Origin of the sequence: Parahoeflea alexandrii (genome assembly GCF_027214025.1) — a bacterium.
Classification (GTDB): domain Bacteria; phylum Pseudomonadota; class Alphaproteobacteria; order Rhizobiales; family Rhizobiaceae; genus Hoeflea; species Hoeflea alexandrii_A.
In genome coordinates this window covers 1-17,162 of record NZ_JAPWHB010000008.1, presented here as the reverse complement: position 1 = coordinate 17,162, position 17,162 = coordinate 1, and the positions used below count along the sequence as shown (strand labels likewise).

The window sequence follows — 17,162 nt, the reverse complement described above, 5'->3', positions numbered from 1 at the left end:
TTGCGGATAATGTGGATACTGAATACAGTATACAGATTAAGCGCGGGAGACACTCGACATGTGCGGAATTGCAGGACGGATTTTGACTTCGCCGGGAAAAGTTGGAAACGATCTCGTCGAATTGATGGATGCCCAGGAACATCGAGGCGCCGACAGCACCGGCTTCGCGATCTATGGCCTGCCCCGCGACGAAGGGTACGTGCTCCGGGGGATGGGCTTCGACAAGTCGGCGATGAGTGCTGACCTGGATGATTTCAAGAACATCCTGCACGACCACGGGTCCGACTTCATGGACGATATGCACATCGTTACCTCTCATGAACAGCATTACTGCTTCCGGATGGAAATCAGGGATCCGAAGGATCTGGTTGCCTGGGTGCGTGATGCCGACGCGATATCGCACCGGATCGAGATCCAGTCCTGCGGCCGCACCCTGGAGATTATCAAGGATACCGGAGGCGCCGCCGAAGTGGCCGAAAAGCACAAGGTGCGGGACATGATCGGCACGCATGGCCTTGGTCATGCCCGTCTGGCAACCGAAAGTTCGGTGCTCCCAAACGCCAGCCACCCTTTCTGGGCGCGCCCGTTTTCGGACGTGGCGATCGTGCACAATGGCCAGATCACCGACTACTACACGCAGAAGAAGCACCTGGAACGCCAAGGCTACCGCTTCCTCACTGAAAACGACAGCGAGCTGATTGCGGTCTGGGTATCCGACCAGATCAAGGCCGGAATGACGGTGCAACAGGCACTGACAAAGTCTGTGTCCTCCATCGACGGCGTCTTCACCTTCATGATCGCAAGACCCGACGGAATTGGCTTTGCCAAGGACCGTTTTGCCATGAAGCCGCTGGTCGTGATCGACCAGAACGGCGACCTTGCCGCGGCAACCGAAGAGCAGGCCGTGCGGCGGATTTTCCCGAATGAATGCGATGTCATCAATTATGACGGCCCTTCCCTCACCGGTATCTGGGGCGTTGGAAACCGGAGCCTTGCAGCATGAGCGAGACGGTTATCGAAGTCGGCAAACGGCACATCAGGGAAATCAACGAGGAGATCCAGGAGGCCTGCAAGAAGGGCGACAGGATACGGGTCGTCAACACCCTTTCCCGGCACAATCTTGGCGTCGGCCTGCCTGATGGCGCCGACATCACGTTCGAAGGCAGCGTCGGCTATTTCTGCGGCGGCCTGAATACCGGTTCCACCTTGCACATCGAACGCAATGCCGGCTGGGCGCTCGGCGAAGGCATGGCCAAGGGCATGATCACTGTGGAAGGCTATGCAGGCATGTCGGTGGGCGCAGCCATGATCGGCGGCACCATTCATGTGAAGGGCGACACCGGTCCGCGCTGCGGCGTCGCCATGAAGGGCGGCAATATCGTCGTCGAGGGCAAGATCGGGTACCAATCCGGCTTCATGGCCCATTCCGGAAAGATCATCGCCCTTGGCGGCGCCGGCGACAGCTGCGCCGACGCGCTCTGGCAGGGCGAGGTCTGGGTGGCGGGCGAGGTCTCAAGCTTCGGCGTCGACGTCAACATTGTCGAGCCGACGGCGGAGGAGGTTGCCGAAGTCGACGCCATTCTCGAGCCCCTCGGCCTGGTGGATTCGTCGCGGAACTGGCGCAAGATGATCTCGGGTCAGCGTCTTTGGTATTTTGAAAGCAGGGATGCAAGCGCATGGCTCATGATCTGAACACTCCATACGAATACCCGTTCGAGGCTGCGAGCGAAGCCGAGATCAAGTTCGGTGACGGCGCCATCGAAGGACGCCCCGCCGGTGTCCCATCTTCCTACGAAGAAGGCGGGTCGGCGCGCTGGTCTCCCGATGCCATTGCCGAAGTTCATGCCCTGGCACAGCTCGGGCGCTATCAGGTCCGCGGCTACAATTCGTTCAACAAGCAATTGCCGACCTTCGACGATCTGACCTTCGTCCCGGCAACGATGACCCGTCTGCCTCTCGAAGGCTATCGCGAGAGTTGTGACACCACCACCATTTTGGGCGGAGGCCGCGGCCTGGTCGAAAAGCCGATGGAACTCAAGATTCCGATATACATTGCATCGATGTCATTCGGTGCCCTTTCCGCCTCCGCGAAGGCGGCACTCGGCTTCGGCGCGTCCAAGGTCGGCACCATGACCTGCACCGGCGAAGGCGGCATGCTCGAAGAAGAGCGCGAAGCATCCCAGCGTCTGCTCTATCAGATGTCCCCTGCCCGCTATGGCGTCGATCTTGACCATTTGCGTCGTGCGGATGCACTCGAGATTGTTGTCGGCCAGGGCGCCAAACCCGGCACGGGCGGCCTGTTGCTTGGCATGAAAGTCAGCGAACGCGTTTCCAGGATGCGCACTCTTCCGCAGGGCGTTGACCAGCGCTCCACCATTCGTCACCCGGACTTTCTTGGCGCCGACGACATGGCGGTCAAGATCGAGGAACTCCGGATCGCGACAAATTACAAGGTCCCGATCTTCATCAAGATGGGTGCCACGCGGCCGCGCTACGATGTGGCCATCGCCGCCAAGGCAGGGGCCGACGTGATCGTTGTCGACGGTGCCGAGGGCGGCACAGGAGCATCCCCGGAAATGCTTCTGAACCACACGGGAATTCCCACCATGAGCGCCATCCGCGCGGCAAGGGAAGCGCTGGATGAATGCGGCATGACCGGCAAGGTCTCGCTGGTTGCCGCAGGCGGCATCCGGTCCGGGGTCGACGCAGCCAAATGTCTGGCGCTCGGTGCCGACGCGGTCATGATCGGCAATGCCGCCATGATGGCACTGGGCTGCAATTCGCCGCGCTATCTCGCGGACTATGAAGCACTTGGCACGGCTCCGGGCGCATGCCACCACTGCCACACAGGCCGCTGCCCGGTGGGCGTGGCGACACAGGATCCCGAGCTCGAAAAACGCATGAACCCTCATGCCGGCGCGGAGCGGGTGGCGCGATATCTGACTGCCATGACCATGGAAATCACCGCATTGGCCAAGGCCTGCGGCAAGTCTTCCGTCCACAATCTCGAGGTGGAGGACCTGCGTGCGCTGTCGTTCCAGGCCTCAGCCTTCACCGGTGTGAAGATGGCAGGCATCGACCGGGCATTTGACTGGTAAGTTTTACAGGAATTGACGCCGGACGCCGGGAGGAACCAAAGTGAACAGACTCAGGAGGATTTTCGAGCAATGGCTGGAGAACCAGCGCGACCGTGACTTCGTGAGCAACATGAATTCGCTCGCCGAGAGCGATCTCGGCCTGGCTCGCGACGAAATGATGACGTTCATGTCAAACCGCCCCGAAACACGGGCCCAGCTGGTTGAAATGGCGGCCAGGTTCGGTATCACGGAAGATGAAATCGACGAAAAACGCTGGCGAGCGCTGGAACTGACCAAGGCCTGCGGACATTGCTCGGAAACCAGGGTCTGCCAGCGCTTCTTGCACGGCGACGGACCGGTCACGGAGGCTGACAAGTTCTGCCCGAATGCAGGGACGTTCCACGAAATGGCCAAAGACGGAAAATGAACGGGCGCCCTGCCGGGCTGCCTGCCCCCTAACGGCAGAAAGTTGCCATGCGAATTGCCATTCTCGACTGCGCCACCTGGGTGTCGCCCGCTCTGGAGAAATATGATTCCATCGCTGCGATGATAACCAAATGGCTCGCCCCGCATTTGATCGGCGATGAGCTGATCCGCGTCGCGATCGGGGATGGGGCGCCGACGGTCTCGGTCCATGATTTTGACGGGTTCATCGTTTCCGGCTCGGAACTGGGCGTTTACGATTCACCGGCCTGGATGGCGCCCATGCGCGCGCTGTTGCTCGACATACGGGCTGCCGGCAAACCGGTCTACGGCATCTGCTTCGGTCACCAGTTGATGGCGGATACCTATGGCGGCAAGGCCGAGAAAGCGGAGATGTGGGCCGCAGGCGTCAGGCAATTCCGCGTCGATGGCGAAACCTTCGATGCATACGTTTTACATGGAGATCAGGTAACGCGGGTACCGCCAGGCAGCAAAGTGGCTGGCTCGTCCGACTATTGTCCGATTGCCGCGCTGACCTATGACTTTCCTGCCATGTCGACGCAGTTCCATCCAGAATATGGATCAAGCTTCGTCGGAGACGTCATCGACCTTATTGACGATGAGCTCCCGGGCGCCGATGGCGCGAGAGCGCGCCAATCGATGCAGCAGGCAAACGTGAAATCGGACCTTTTTGCCGACCGGGTCGCCGCGTTTTTCAAGAGCCACGCGCCGGACAGCTGACCGGTCAACGGCCCGACGGGCTTTCCTTTGGCGACAGCTTGCGGCGGCCGGCAATCTTGAACCGGTCGGCGGTGTCATAATCCTTCACGCCCACGCCCGCGACAAAGTCACCGAATACCGGACCATGCTTGTAGAGGTGGCCGGAGCATCCGCCGGCAAACAGCACATTCTTGTGCTTGGGGTGCCAGTCGACAATGAAATGGGTGTCCGGCGTCAGGCTGATCTGGTTGAATTTCGAATCGACCACTGCCTGTCCAACGAGGCCAGGAAAGCGCTTGCGAATGTAGCTGCGGGTCCGGTTGAGTGTTTCCCGTCTGACCAGCCGCTCATCCTTGTCGAGATCGATCGTGTCCGGAATGACGACCGCCGCCTTGACGCCCGACCCTTCACACGACGGCAGGCCGAACGATCCCTCTCCGTGGTCGATCCAGCAGGGCATTTCCTCTTGGTCGAAGGCCGTGCTTCCATCCGGCGTCGAGGTGTAGAGCACATTGACGCCGACCGTCTTCAGGATGGGCTTGATGGTCCGGGGATACATCTCGCCCATCCAGGCGCCGGTTGCAACGACGATGAGATCCGCCTCGAGCGGCTTTCCGTCGAGCAGCAGACGTTCGTCGCTGTCGGTCGTCACGTGGCCGCGCTCGACCCGACCACCGGCTTTCCGGAACAGGTCAATACCGGCCAGCACACCGCGATGGGCCATGATCATCCCGGCCTCCGGTTCATAGAGAGCATAGGAAATGCTCGACACATCGAATTGCGGAAACCGTACCGCCACTTCATTTTGAGAAAACTTGTAGAACGGAACGCCCAGTTTCGTGAACGTTTCCGCAGTCGCATCCTCCCAGTCGCAATGGCCTTTCGTCGCCAGGATCAGCGCGCCGCACTCATAATAGAGCTTCTGACCGGTTTCAGCTTGAAGCTCCATCCATTGCAGCCGTGCTTCCCGCGCCCAGCGGGTATAGAATTCGTCGCGTCCATGGATGGACCGGATGACCCGGTTGTAATCGGTTGAAGAAGCGCGCGAGTGTCCGGGCTCCCAGCGATCGATCAATCTGGTTCTTATCCCCCGTCTGGCGAGCGAGAGGGCGGTCATGGTTCCGGCGATACCCCCGCCGACTACAATTGCGTTGCCACTCATAACGAAGAATCCCCTTGAACTCGCCCTCACTATCTGCATACTGTATTCTGTATACAGCCTATCTTCAAGGGCTGCTCTGCGGGGAACAAAAAATGGCCGGCACAAAATTCAAGCTGCCAAAAGACACGCACACTGTCTGCATGGGCATGGGCGATCTCAATGGCATAATGCGCGGCAAGCGCATTCCCGCAACCCACTGGGATGCGGTTTGCGAGGGCGGCAACGCCCTCTCCATCGCCTTGCTGGCGCTGGATATGACATGCGACATATGGGACACTCCTTATGTGAACATGGGCAACGGTTATCCGGACATGCACATGTTTCCGGTTTCCGAGCCGGTTTCCCTGCCTTGGGAGCCCGGAGTGGCATTCTGCATGGCCCGCGCCGAAGGAATGGACCACAAGCCCGTTCCGATCGATCCACGCAACGTGCTGATCAGGCAACTCGAGCGCGCCAAACGGATGGGCTACGAGGTCAAGGCCGGAACCGAACTGGAGTTCTACCTGCTTGACCCGGTGACACGCCGCCCCAAGGACAACGACATTCAGGTCTACTCGCTGGCCCGCGCCGCCGAGATGGAGCATGTGCTGGGTCCGATCCGCCAGCAGATCAACGAGGCCGGCATCCCGATCGAGCAGTCCAACCCGGAATACGCGCCGGGACAGGTGGAGGTGAACATCCGCTACGGCGAGGCGCTGCTGGCTGCCGACCGCGTGATCATGTTCCGCTCCCTCGTCAAGCAGCTGGCGAGCGCGCACGGATACCTTGCGACCTTCATGCCCAAGCCGTTCTTCGAGATGTCCGGCAGTGGCTTTCACACCCACTACTCGCTGTGGGCCGACGGCAGGAACGCCTTCGCCAGTGACGGCAAGCTGAACCAGCTGGGACGCCATTTCGTCGGCGGCCTGCAGAAGCGAATGGCCGAAACCGCCTTGTGCGGATCGGCGACGCCGAACGGCTTCCTGCGGCGCCAGCCCTACACCTTCTGCCCGATCAACACCTCCTGGGGCCCGGACAACCGGACGGTCGGGATCCGGATCATCGAAGGCAGCGACAATGCGGTGCGCACCGAAAAGCGCGATGCTGGCGCCGACTGCAATCCGTACCTGCTTCTGGCCACAGACATCGCCGCCGGCCTCGACGGCATCGAGCAGAAAATAGAGCCAACCGAAATGACCACCGGCGATGCCTATTCGGAAGAGCGCCATGATCCGATTCCAACCGACCTCGGAGCCGCAATCGAGCTGGCACGAGGGTCCGAGTTCATGAAAGCGGTCTTGGGGGATGACATGTGCGAACTCTACATTCAGCAGTCCGAACGCGAACTGGCCTTCCGCAGGAACCAGGTCACCCAGGTCGAGATCGACCGCTACATGGGTAATTTCTAAGCCATGAAAATCGGACGCATCACCGGAACCGTCACCGCCACCGTGAAAGATCCAAAGCTATCCGGCGCGGTCCTGCTCGTGGCCAATATCGAGGATGCCGAGGGCAACATCCAGGAAGAGGCGGTGATTGTCGCCGACACCTGTTCGGCGGGGCCGGGCGATCTTGTCCTGCTCGTTTCAGGCTCCGCTGCCCGCCTGGCGGCCAAGAACAGCGGCTTGCCCGTGGACATGGCCGCGATAGCGATCGTCGATCACATAGACCTGAAAACTTCCAGCAAAGGGAAAAACTGAGATGGCAAAACCTGTGAGTGGCCAGATGGCCTTGGGAATGATTGAAACCCGCGGCCTGGTGGCGGCGATCGAAGCCGCCGACGCGATGGTCAAGGCGGCCAGCGTCACCATAGTCGGCCAGACCAAGGCAGGCGGTGGTCTCGTATCGATCCTGGTCCGCGGCGAAGTCGGCGCCGTCAAGGCTGCGACCGATGCAGGCGCAGTGGCGGCGAACAAGGTCGGCGAAGTGGTTTCGGTCCATGTGATCCCGCGACCCCACGATGAACTCGAGGCCATCATCGCGACACTTGGCGCCGGTTCCGCGAATTAAGTCGCCACCACCGAGCAATGCCTAGAACGCCCGGTTAAAGGAAATCGTCTTCATGAGCGGATCACCGTTTGAAGAGTTTGCGGATGCGATGGCATCCTCGCCCAGAGCAGCGCTTGAAACCGCAAGGCGGTTCGAGCGGGTCGCCGTGCTTGGCGGGGGCAAGGACGCCCGGCTGATTGCCGCGCTCTGCCTGGCAGGCGGCGCAAGCGTGAGCCTGTTCTCGGCCTATGGCGGCGAACTGGGTGCGTTGCGCAGGAACGGCGGCATCACGCTGAGGGGCGAAGGTCCGATAGGAACCTTTCAGGTGGACCGCGACAGCGTGCCATCGATCAGGACCACGGCGGAACTTGATAATGCAATCAGCGATGCGGATCTGATCTTCCTGACCGGGCCGGTTCACAAGCAACGCACCTATGCGATGGTTCTGGCCGATCATCTCAGCAGTGGTCAGGTTCTGGTGCTCGCACCGGGCCGTTCGCTGGGAGCCGCCGAGACAGCCTGGTTGCTCAGGGTCGGCGGATGCAAGGCCGACTGTACGATCATCGAAGTCCAGGGCCTTCCCTACTGGGCAACCGAAGCCGGCGGAACGCTCAATCTTGCAAAGTCGGGCGATGTCGCCGCGGCCACGCTTCCTGCCGGGCGTAAGGATGCGCTCGATGGTCTGTCACGGTTTTTCCCCAACCTCGCTCCTGTCGCCAGTACGGTTCACGCCGGCTTCCACGACGCCTCCGCACTGGTTGAACTGCCGGCGCTGCTGATGGGAGGGCCTGCCCTTCCAGACTCCCGCCCTGTGGTTCCCGCCGAAGCAAAGCCGCTGGAAGAGAATGCGACATTCCGGTCGCTGATCGGAGAGAAGCATCTGAAGATCATCGAACGGATGGCCGACGAACGCCGGATGGTGGCTTCGCGCTTTGGCGTGCGTGACCTGCCTGAAACCGCGGGCTGGATCGAAACATATGCAGGCGCTGCGCGCGGACATGGCGCCCGCAGGATTCCCGGCGAAGCGGAAGCGCTCGGCATCGTGCGGTGCGGAACGATCGGCTCGCTCGCGCCGCTGCAATCGGCGGCACAGATCGCCGGCATTGCCACGCCCGCCACATCGGCGATGATCACGCTTGCCTCCACAGTGCTTGAAGCCGACATCGAAAGTGCCGGCCGGAGGCTTTCCTCCATCGGAATCAATGCCAGCAACATCGATGATGCACGCCGCATTCTCGATTCTATTGCCGGAGGATCTCGCTGATGGATGACGATCTCAAGTCAATCGCCGCCGCGCGCCGTTGTGCCGAAAGCGCCTTTGCCGCCTACCAGGCTTTTCTCGGGACCGACCCCGCCAAGGTCGATGAAATCGTCGACGCGATGGCACGGGCAATCGAACCCGAAGCCAAACGTCTTGGCGAGATCGCTGTTGCTGAGACAGGCTATGGCAACGTGCCCGACAAACGCGTCAAGAACCTGTTCAACGCCCTGTCGGTCGCCGACTATTTGCGAGAGGTTACAACCCTCGGCGTGCTTTGGCGCGACGATGCTGCAAAGGTTCTGGCGATCGGCGAACCGATGGGCGTGGTCGCAGCGCTCATTCCGGTGACCAACCCGACATCGACCATCATCTACAAGGTTCTTTCCGCGGTGAAGGCAGGCAATGCGATTGTCTGTGCGCCCCACCCGCGCGGCGTGAAATCCGGCCTGGAAACGGTCCGCATCATGGCCGAATGCGCCGAACAGATGGGCGCACCGAAGGGACTGATCCAGTGCCTTGAGCACGTTACCATTCTGGGCACCGCCGAACTGATGAAGCACCGCCGGACCTCGGTCGTCATGGCAACCGGCGGCCCCGGCATGGTCAAGGCCGCCTATTCCTCCGGCAAGCCGACGCTGGCCGTCGGCGCAGGCAACGTGCCGTGTTACGTGCACAAGTCAAAGGCCGGACAGATTGGCGAAGTGGCCGAGCAGATCGTCACATCCAAGAGCTTTGACTACGGCACGGCCTGCGTGTCCGAACAGGCCGTGATCGCGGACAAGCAGATCGCCCGCGAATTGCGTCACGAGCTGAAAATGCGCGGGGCCTATTTCATGACCCCGCAGGAAGCCGCCAGCCTTGCCAAGGTGATCTTCACCGGCAAGCAGGCCATGAATCCGGAAAATGTCGGCCAATCTCCTCACGTCCTGGCGGCAAAAGCCGGGTTCTCCATTCCTCCCAGGACCCGTTGCCTTGTCTCTGACGAGAGCGAGATTGGCTGGCACCGTCCATTGTCGGCCGAGAAACTCAATCCCGTTCTGGCTTTCTATGAAGCGCGCGATGAAGCCCACGGCATGGAGTTGTCCTTCGGCATCGCCAGGTTCGAAGGCTGGGGGCATTCTGCGGTGATTCACTCTGACGACCCGCAAGTCGTGTCGAAATACTCGGCCATTCCTGTCGGCCGCGTCCTGGTCAACACGCCGGCGATCATGGGCGGCATGGGGTATTCGACGGCGCTGGAGCCAAGCTTCATGCTGGGCACGGGCACATGGTCGGGTTCGATTACATCGGACAATGTGACGGCACTGCATCTCATCAACATCAAGCGTGTTGCCTACGAAAACAGGCCCTGGCGCGACATCTACGAAGAATATGGAGAGTGATTGTGTCATCAGGAATTACCATTCGCGCGCTTATGCAGATCGACAATTTGCAGCCCAAATTCGCCGCCTATAACGGCGCCACGGTGCAAGGCTCGGTGCCCCTGTCAGGCGACACCGTGCTGATCGGGGAATTCGCCCCGGGCAACGGCGTCTTCCGGCTGATCGACCGGGCGCTGAAGGCATCGTCGGTGGAAGCGACATCGCAGCTCGTCGAGCGCGAGTTCGGCTTCTTCATCCTGCGCTCGCCATCCAATGCTGAAGTCAGCGCCGCCCGCGATGCGATCCTGGCTGAACTCGGCGCGACCATGCTCGATCGCGTCAAGCCAAAGGTCGCGACAACCCAGATCATCACGTCGGTTGAGCCTTACCAGGCGCAGCTGCTCAACAAGTGGCGCAAGGGCTCCCTGCTGGTTCCCGGCCAGACGCTGGGCATCCTGGAATGCGAGCCGGCGGCCTACATTTCGATCGCGGCCAACGAGGCCGAAAAATCCGCGGAAATAGATATCGTGGAGGTGCGCGCGGTCGGCAAGTTCGGCCGCCTGTTCATCTCCGGCACGGAAGATTCAGTAGCCACCGCCATGGAAGCCGCCGTCAAGGCCATCGAAGCGGTGGACGGAGTCGCCGCCAAATGAACAGACAGTCCCGCGTCATAGGTGCCGAACATGTGAGCATGGCCCAACGGGCCGGCAAGCAGGCACTTGAGATCATGGCGGGAGATATCGTCACCGATCTGGCACGGGAGACTGCCCACCGGCTTGGCATCAACTTGCTCAATGGTCCGCTGGAGCGTCCCGCCATAGCCAGGACCGACGGATCCAAGCAAATGATGCGCGGCCTCTACCGGCGGTCACCGCACTGGATCGATCCGAGAAAAGGCAAGGTCATCGGCAAGGCGACACGCCTGAAGAAGCTTGGGTTGATCGGCGCTGGCGGCGTCGGTGCAAACATCGCCCATCTCGCCGCCAATGGCGACATGGTCGACGAGATCGCGCTCGTCGACATCGTGCCGGGCCTGGCGGAGTCGGTCGCCATGGACCTCAACCACGCCAGCGGAATCAACGGCTCGAAGGCAAGAGCCAGCGGTGGAATGGAGCTGTCGGCCATTGCAGGAAGCGATGTCGTCATCGTCACGGCGGGACGCGCACGCTCTCCGGGAATGAGCCGGTCCGATCTCATAAACATCAATGCACGCGTGATCCGGTCCGCCGCCGAAGCCATCAGGTCCCACGCCCCAAACGCCATTGTCATCGTGGTCACAAACCCACTTGATGAAATGACCTTCGAGATGCTCAAGGCGACGGGGCTACCGCGAGAAAAGGTTCTCGGCATGGCCGGCACCCTGGACTCGAGCCGCTTTCGCAACGCGCTCGCGCGCACTGCAAATGTGAATCCGTCGGATGTGGAAGCCATCACGCTGGGCTCGCACGGCGATGAAATGGCTCCCATCGTTTCAAAGGCGAAGATCAAGGGCCGCCCGGTTTCCCTCTACCTCTCCAAGGACCAGATCGACGCGTGCGTGCGCGATGCGGTCACCGGCGGCGGACAGGTCGTCGCCCTGCGCAAGACTGGCTCGGCAACACTGGCGCCAGCCCATGCATCCATCGAACTGGTGGAACACATCCGGGGCGCGAAAGCCGGCGCAGTTCCAGTCTCGGTGATGCTCGACGGCGAGTACGGGATCGAAGGTGTGGTGCTCGGCGTGCCATGCCATCTCGGCATCAACGGCATTGTCTCGGTCGAGGAATTGACGCTGTCGCCGGACGAGCTGGCGGCATTGAAGGCCGCGGCGGACGCGATCAAGAAACGGCTCGGGGTCTGATCATGCGGGTGCAAACGATCAAATCCGGCGGACGTTTCGAAGAGATCGGCTCTTATGCGCGCGTCAAACGGGTTGGTCAGTTTGTGTACGTGGCCGGCACAACCGCAATCGAGCCCAGTGGATTGCTGCACGCGCCGGGCGACACCTATGCGCAATCGATCTTCATCTTCAAACGCATCGAGGAAGCTCTCAGGGAAGTCGGTGCATCAATGAGACATGTGGTGCGCACACGCGCGTTCCTGACCGATATGGCGGCAGGCGGCGGTGGCTTCGTCAAGGCCCACGGCGAAATTTTCAAGGGCATAGACCCGGTGACAAGCGGTGTCCAGGCCGGCCTGACGACACCTGGCATGATGATCGAGATCGAGGCCGACGCAATCATTTTCGACGGGGAGGAATGAACAGATTTCTGATCTAGCCCGGGGGAACATCGGGTCGAGAAAAAATGGAAAAACGGAACAGCACTGATCAACAAGGGAGTACGCAATGAAAACGTCAGCAGTAAAAACCGGACTGGCAGCGCTTACGTTGTCGCTGAGCATGTCAATGAGCACATTGGCCTTTGCAGCAGATACCGTGAAGATCGGCTTTATTGGCTCCTTCGCCTCGGATGCAGGACGCAGCACATTGCGCGGCGCCGAAATTGCCGTTGAAGAACTCAACTCTGCAGGCGGCGTGCTCGGCGGCAAGACCATCGAACTGGTCAAGGCCGATACCGGCGAAGATGTGACCGAAGGCATCAAGGCTTACGAGTATCTCGCCGAAACCGAGGAGGTGGAATTCATCGTTTCGGGCGACGTCGACGACGTCTCGCTCGGCTGGCTGCCCCGGATGGTCGAGTACAAGATCCCGACGCTGGACACCTGGACCTCCTCGATCACGATCATCGACAAGATTGTCGAGGATTACGACTCCTACAAGATGTATTTCATGAACGTCGCCTCCGACGAGGCGCTGGCCACGCTTTATGTCGATTTCGGCAAGGACATTCTGGCCGGGAAGATGGGATGGAAGAAGACCGTCATCCTGCAGGAGGACACGGCTTTCGGCGGCGCCATCAACGGGCTCGTCACTGGGCTGCTGGCGCCGGAAGCAGGCATCGAAGTGGTCGACACCATCGTCTACGATCCCGCGACTGTCGATTTCTCGCCGATCTTCAGCCGAGCGGTCGAAAGCGGCGCGGACTTCATCTACATCATCTCCTCGGTCAACAGCCAAGTCGTCTCCTCGCAATATGTCAAGCAGCAGGTTCCGCTGGCCATGACCGGGGTCAATGTCGCAGCCCTGGGCCAGGAATACTGGGAAGACACGGGCGGGTCTGGCGGTGGTATCTCGACGCTCAGCCCTGTGCCGTCGGTCGGCTTCTCGCTTGATCCGGTCTCGCAGGCATTCGCCGACAAATATGTCGCAAAATACGGTTCAGAACGGCCGAAATACCCGCATTTCAACGGCTTCAACGCCTATTTCGGCGTCAAGCAGGCATTCGCCGCCGCCGAGGAAGCCGGTGGCTTCGGCCTCGACAAATGGGTTCCGGCAATGGAGAACCAGGACCTGATCCTCGAAAAGGACGGCGAGTTGTGGATGCGCTACGGCTTCTGGAAGCCAGGAGAGACCGAGGAACGCACAGGACGGACATACCCGCACAACCTGCGCTTCGACATCACCCCTCCCTATGATGACGGCGCGCCGTCAATGGTGGTGGTGCAATGGTACGAGGACGGCAGCTCGAAAGTGGTCTATCCGCCGAAATATGCCAACGGCGAGTTCCAGGTCCCCTCCTGGGTCAAGAAGTAATCACGTCTTCGATGGAGATCCGGGCGCAGGCTGCTGCGCCCGGATCTCCGACGGTTCCTTCAAACACCGGGTCGGTTGATTTATGCTGCAAGTCCTTATCCAAGGCTTTCTCCTGAGCGGTTTGTACGCCCTGATCGCGGTTGGCTTCACCCTGATCTTCAGTGTCGGCCGGGTCCTCAATCTTGCCTACGGCGCGTATCTGATGCTTGGCGGCTACGCCTATTTCTACAGTGTCCAGACGCTCGGCATGCCGAAACTGCCGGGGTTCCTGTTTGCCACCGGCATGGGCGCGCTCGCCGGTGTTCTGATGTACCGGCTGCTGGTCAAGCGGCTGAAGGGCGATCAGGTCGCCGTCGAGATCTCGACACTCATTCTCGCCGTCGTCATTCAGGCGGGTGTCGTTCTGGTGTTCAACGACAGCTCCAAGATCCTCCATCCGATTGTCGGCGGCGTCTGGCGCATCGGCAGCACCACCATCACCAACAACATCCTGGTCGCCATGGTTGCAAGCTGGATCATCCTTGGCGGACTGCTGCTGTTCGTCAAGAAGACCCATGTCGGCCGGGCGATGCAGGCGGTCTCGATGGATGCCAAGGGCGCACGGATTTCCGGCATTAACACCGATCGGGTCAACATGATGACCTGGGCAATCTCCGGCGCGCTCGGATCCGTGGCCGGAGTGTTCTTTGCCTCCTACACCCAGCTCAATCCGTCGATGTGGGTGGCACCGCTGATCATCGCGGTGGCCGTGGTCATTGTCGGCGGGATCGGCAGCATCGTCGGCACGCTGATCGTGGCGCACATCATCGGTTTCATGGAAATCATCACCACCACCTTCATCGCCGCCGAGCTGCGCGGCGTGTTCACCATGCTTCTGATCATCGGCGTTCTGGTGATCCGGCCGCAGGGCCTCTTCGGTCGGGGAGATCTGTAATGGCGCGTCCACTTCTCGGCTGGGCAATTTTTGCCGTCGCAATGCTGCTGCTGCCGCAGTTCGTCAGCAATGGAACATTGCGCATCATCATCTTCGCCAATTTCCTCGCCATCTTTGCGATGAGCTGGGACTTCATCTCCGGAAAAACCGGCTACATCAGTTTCGGCCATCCCTTCCTCATCGGCATCGGCGCCTACACATCGGCGATCCTGTCCTATCGTTTCGGAATGCCGGTGTCGCTGTCGATCCCGCTCGCGGTGCTGGCGACCATGGTTGGCGGAACTCTGTTCTTCCTTCCGGCACTGAGGATCAAGGGTACCTATTTCGCACTGGTAACGCTCGCCTTCATGGAGCTCATGTACCAGCTCGTTCAGGTGATCCGGCCGGACCTGACCGGCGGAACAAGGGGCATTTCCGGCATCAAGACCATCCTGTCGGGGGCCGCGCCCAATTTCTATCTGTCCTTCGGCCTGATGTTCGCGATCGGGCTTGCCCTGTGGCTTTTATCGCGCACACGGCTCGGCACTGCACTCGACGCCATCTCGATGAACGAGGAGGCGGTCAGCGGCAGTGGGCTCAACACCACCAGGCTCAAGCTGTTCGCATTCATGGTCAGCGCCTTGGTGGCGGGTCTCGGCGGCGCTTTTTATGTCCACTATCTCGGCTCGATCGCGCCAAGGGCGTTGTTCGACATCAATTTCGTCTTCACGATCATCGTATCCGTTCTGATTGGCGGCTCCGCAACCATAATCGGGCCAATCATGGGCGCCTTCTTCATGACGTTCCTGCTCGAATATCTCCGGCCCCTGCTGCCGGGAAGCGAGCGCTACCTCGTCTACGGAATGATCGCCCTGGTGCTTTACGTCTACCAGCCCAAAGGCATCATGCAGATCCTCAAAAACCTCAGCCTGCGCACCCGCGGCCCGCAAACCGGGAGGTCCGGAAATGTCTAGTCTTCTGGTCCTCGACAAGGTGGTCAAGCGGTTCGGCGGCATCGTCGCCACCAACGGGTTGAGCTTCCACGTCGATCGGGGGGAATCGCTGGCGCTGATCGGACCCAACGGCGCCGGCAAGACCACCATCTTCAGCCTGATCATGGGCGAACACCGGCAAAACTCCGGTACGATCAAATTGAATGGCGAGGAAATCTCGCACCTGCCGACCCACAAGCGCATCCAGAAGGGCGTCGCCCGGACCTATCAGGTGCCGCGGCCTTTCTCGGAAATGGATGTGGCGGGCAACATTCGCGTCGGCATGATGCCCGACAATCTGTGGAAGATGATCACGCAAAGCGCCGACCCCGACGCAGAACTGACCATTGCCCGCAGCGTCGGTTTCCGCGACGAGGACCTGTTGCGCAAACCCAGCGAACTCTCGATGGGTGACCTGCGGAAACTGGAACTGGCAAGAACGCTGGCCGCCAAACCCGAAATCATGCTGCTGGACGAAGTCTTTGCCGGACTGACGGTTGGCGAGATCGAGCAGATTTCGGATCTGCTTGCGCAGAAGCGCAAGGAAGGCCTGACCTACATCATCGTCAGCCATGATCTTCGCGCGCTCGAGCCGCTGGTCGACCGCGCTGTGGCGATGACGTTCGGCAGGGCAATCGCGGAAGGCAGCTTCATCGAGGTGATGGATGACGAGGCGGTCCGCTCCGCCTATCTCGGACAGTAGGGCAGGACACAATGGCGCTTCTCGAAATCACCGACCTGCACGCCCGGTACGGCATGGCGAAATCGCTGCACGGCATCAGCCTTTCGGTGGAGGAAGGCTCTATCGTCGGCATTATCGGACCGAATGGCGCCGGCAAATCGACCTTGATGGATTCCATCATGGGACTGGTGGAAAACACCGGCTCGATCAAGGTTGCCGGCCAGGAAACAACCAGGCTCGACACTTCCGACATCGTGCGCCTGGGGGTTGGCTATGCGCCGGAACGCGCGCATCTGTTTCCCTATATGAGCGTACGCGAGAACCTGCTTGTCGGCGCCTTCACGGCGCGCGAGACCATCGAGGAGAAGCTCGAACAGGTGCATGACCTGTTTCCGGTGCTCAAGGATCGCTGGGCTCAGGAAACCGCGACCCAGAGTGGCGGCGAACGGCAGATGGTGTCCCTTGGCAGGGCACTGATGAGCGACCCGAAAATCCTGCTGGTCGATGAACCGACGATCGGCCTCGCGCCAAAAATCTGTGACGGCATCGCCAGGGCGCTCAAGCGGCTCAATCAGGAGATGGGCCTGACGGTGGTGATCGCCGAGCAGAACGTCAATTTCGCCCTGAGCCTTGCTCAGGAAATTCACGTTCTGGAGACGGGGTCACTGCGCGTCAGCGGCACGCCCGAGCAACTGCGCTCGGATCCGGAGCTGACGAAGGCCTATTTCGGTCACTGATGCCCAGCATGCCAAATCTGTCCACCGGAGGTAACCGGTCTACGGACGCGCAAACATCGACGCGAGTCCCGCCCGGGAATTGACGCCAAGCTTGTCGTAGATCGACTGGGTTTGATTGCGGACAGTCGACGGAGCAATCCCGAGCATCCTTGCAAGGTACTGTAACTTGACGTCTGGAAATTGCTTTTGCGCAGGTGCCATGAGCCCCTGCCAAGGCGTGGCCCGGCAGGGG

20 protein-coding genes are annotated in these 17,162 nt (G+C 60.6%); 18 read left to right on the top strand and 2 right to left on the bottom strand.

Annotation, left to right across the window (positions count from 1 at the left end):
- Positions 1-58: 58 nt before the first annotated feature.
- From O4H62_RS22785 to O4H62_RS22765, 5 genes are read left to right on the top strand one after another with little or no spacing between them, the layout of a single operon-like run.
- A complete protein-coding gene (locus O4H62_RS22785) occupies positions 59-1,003 on the top strand; it encodes a class II glutamine amidotransferase (protein WP_269391173.1) in 945 nt (314 codons plus the stop codon).
- Positions 1,000-1,692 (top strand): hypothetical protein, encoded by a 693-nt coding sequence (locus O4H62_RS22780; protein WP_269391172.1) that lies wholly within the window; start codon positions 1,000-1,002, stop codon positions 1,690-1,692. The genes O4H62_RS22785 and O4H62_RS22780 overlap by 4 nt, the downstream gene beginning before the upstream one ends.
- A complete protein-coding gene (locus O4H62_RS22775; protein WP_269391171.1) occupies positions 1,677-3,098 on the top strand; it encodes an FMN-binding glutamate synthase family protein in 1,422 nt (473 codons plus the stop codon). The genes O4H62_RS22780 and O4H62_RS22775 overlap by 16 nt, the downstream gene beginning before the upstream one ends.
- A 40-nt stretch (positions 3,099-3,138) precedes the next feature.
- Positions 3,139-3,504, top strand: coding sequence for a DUF6455 family protein (locus tag O4H62_RS22770; protein WP_269391170.1), 366 nt, complete (start codon positions 3,139-3,141; stop codon positions 3,502-3,504).
- A 47-nt stretch (positions 3,505-3,551) separates the two neighbouring features.
- Entirely contained in the window at positions 3,552-4,241 is a 690-nt protein-coding gene (locus O4H62_RS22765; protein WP_269391169.1) for a type 1 glutamine amidotransferase, read from the top strand.
- A gap of 4 nt (positions 4,242-4,245) precedes the next feature.
- Here the strand turns inward: O4H62_RS22765 and O4H62_RS22760 are convergent, their stop codons facing one another.
- Positions 4,246-5,382, bottom strand: coding sequence for an FAD-dependent oxidoreductase (locus tag O4H62_RS22760; protein ID WP_269391168.1), 1,137 nt, complete (start codon positions 5,380-5,382; stop codon positions 4,246-4,248).
- Positions 5,383-5,474: 92 nt separating this feature from the next.
- On the opposite strand from O4H62_RS22760, the gene O4H62_RS22755 reads away from it, so the two are divergent.
- From O4H62_RS22755 to O4H62_RS22695, 13 genes are all read left to right on the top strand, one after another.
- Positions 5,475-6,770 (top strand): glutamine synthetase family protein, encoded by a 1,296-nt coding sequence (locus O4H62_RS22755; RefSeq protein ID WP_269391167.1) that lies wholly within the window; start codon positions 5,475-5,477, stop codon positions 6,768-6,770.
- A 3-nt stretch (positions 6,771-6,773) separates the two neighbouring features.
- Positions 6,774-7,061, top strand: a complete 288-nt coding sequence (locus tag O4H62_RS22750; RefSeq protein WP_269391166.1) for a EutN/CcmL family microcompartment protein — start codon at positions 6,774-6,776, stop codon at positions 7,059-7,061.
- A 1-nt stretch (position 7,062) separates the two neighbouring features.
- The gene (locus O4H62_RS22745; protein ID WP_269391165.1) at positions 7,063-7,371 is read left to right on the top strand and encodes a BMC domain-containing protein; all 309 of its coding nucleotides are present in this window, start codon (positions 7,063-7,065) and stop codon (positions 7,369-7,371) included.
- Between the two features lie 52 nt (positions 7,372-7,423).
- On the top strand, positions 7,424-8,614 hold the full coding sequence (locus O4H62_RS22740; RefSeq protein WP_269391164.1) for a hypothetical protein: 1,191 nt from the start codon (positions 7,424-7,426) through the stop codon (positions 8,612-8,614).
- Entirely contained in the window at positions 8,614-9,993 is a 1,380-nt protein-coding gene (locus O4H62_RS22735; protein WP_269391163.1) for an aldehyde dehydrogenase family protein, read from the top strand. The genes O4H62_RS22740 and O4H62_RS22735 overlap by 1 nt, the downstream gene beginning before the upstream one ends.
- A 2-nt stretch (positions 9,994-9,995) precedes the next feature.
- Positions 9,996-10,625 (top strand): BMC domain-containing protein, encoded by a 630-nt coding sequence (locus O4H62_RS22730; RefSeq protein ID WP_269391162.1) that lies wholly within the window; start codon positions 9,996-9,998, stop codon positions 10,623-10,625.
- Positions 10,622-11,812, top strand: coding sequence for a malate dehydrogenase (locus O4H62_RS22725; RefSeq protein ID WP_269391161.1), 1,191 nt, complete (start codon positions 10,622-10,624; stop codon positions 11,810-11,812). Before O4H62_RS22730 ends, O4H62_RS22725 begins: the two co-directional genes overlap by 4 nt.
- A gap of 2 nt (positions 11,813-11,814) precedes the next feature.
- The gene (locus O4H62_RS22720; RefSeq protein WP_269391160.1) at positions 11,815-12,213 is read left to right on the top strand and encodes a Rid family hydrolase; all 399 of its coding nucleotides are present in this window, start codon (positions 11,815-11,817) and stop codon (positions 12,211-12,213) included.
- Positions 12,214-12,298: 85 nt separating this feature from the next.
- Positions 12,299-13,606 (top strand): ABC transporter substrate-binding protein, encoded by a 1,308-nt coding sequence (locus O4H62_RS22715; RefSeq protein WP_269391159.1) that lies wholly within the window; start codon positions 12,299-12,301, stop codon positions 13,604-13,606.
- A gap of 82 nt (positions 13,607-13,688) precedes the next feature.
- Complete coding sequence (locus O4H62_RS22710; RefSeq protein WP_269391158.1) at positions 13,689-14,540, top strand: branched-chain amino acid ABC transporter permease; 852 nt, start codon at positions 13,689-13,691, stop codon at positions 14,538-14,540.
- Positions 14,540-15,493: a branched-chain amino acid ABC transporter permease gene (locus tag O4H62_RS22705; protein ID WP_269391157.1), complete on the top strand. Its 954-nt coding sequence runs from the start codon at positions 14,540-14,542 to the stop codon at positions 15,491-15,493. The genes O4H62_RS22710 and O4H62_RS22705 overlap by 1 nt, the downstream gene beginning before the upstream one ends.
- Complete coding sequence (locus tag O4H62_RS22700) at positions 15,486-16,214, top strand: ABC transporter ATP-binding protein (RefSeq protein ID WP_269391156.1); 729 nt, start codon at positions 15,486-15,488, stop codon at positions 16,212-16,214. The genes O4H62_RS22705 and O4H62_RS22700 overlap by 8 nt, the downstream gene beginning before the upstream one ends.
- Before the next feature lie 11 nt (positions 16,215-16,225).
- Entirely contained in the window at positions 16,226-16,930 is a 705-nt protein-coding gene (locus O4H62_RS22695) for an ABC transporter ATP-binding protein (protein ID WP_269391155.1), read from the top strand.
- Between the two features lie 39 nt (positions 16,931-16,969).
- Here O4H62_RS22695 and O4H62_RS22690 read toward each other — a convergent pair.
- Positions 16,970-17,162, bottom strand: a 193-nt coding sequence (locus O4H62_RS22690; RefSeq protein WP_269391154.1) for a helix-turn-helix transcriptional regulator, incomplete at its 5' end; no start/stop codon positions are given.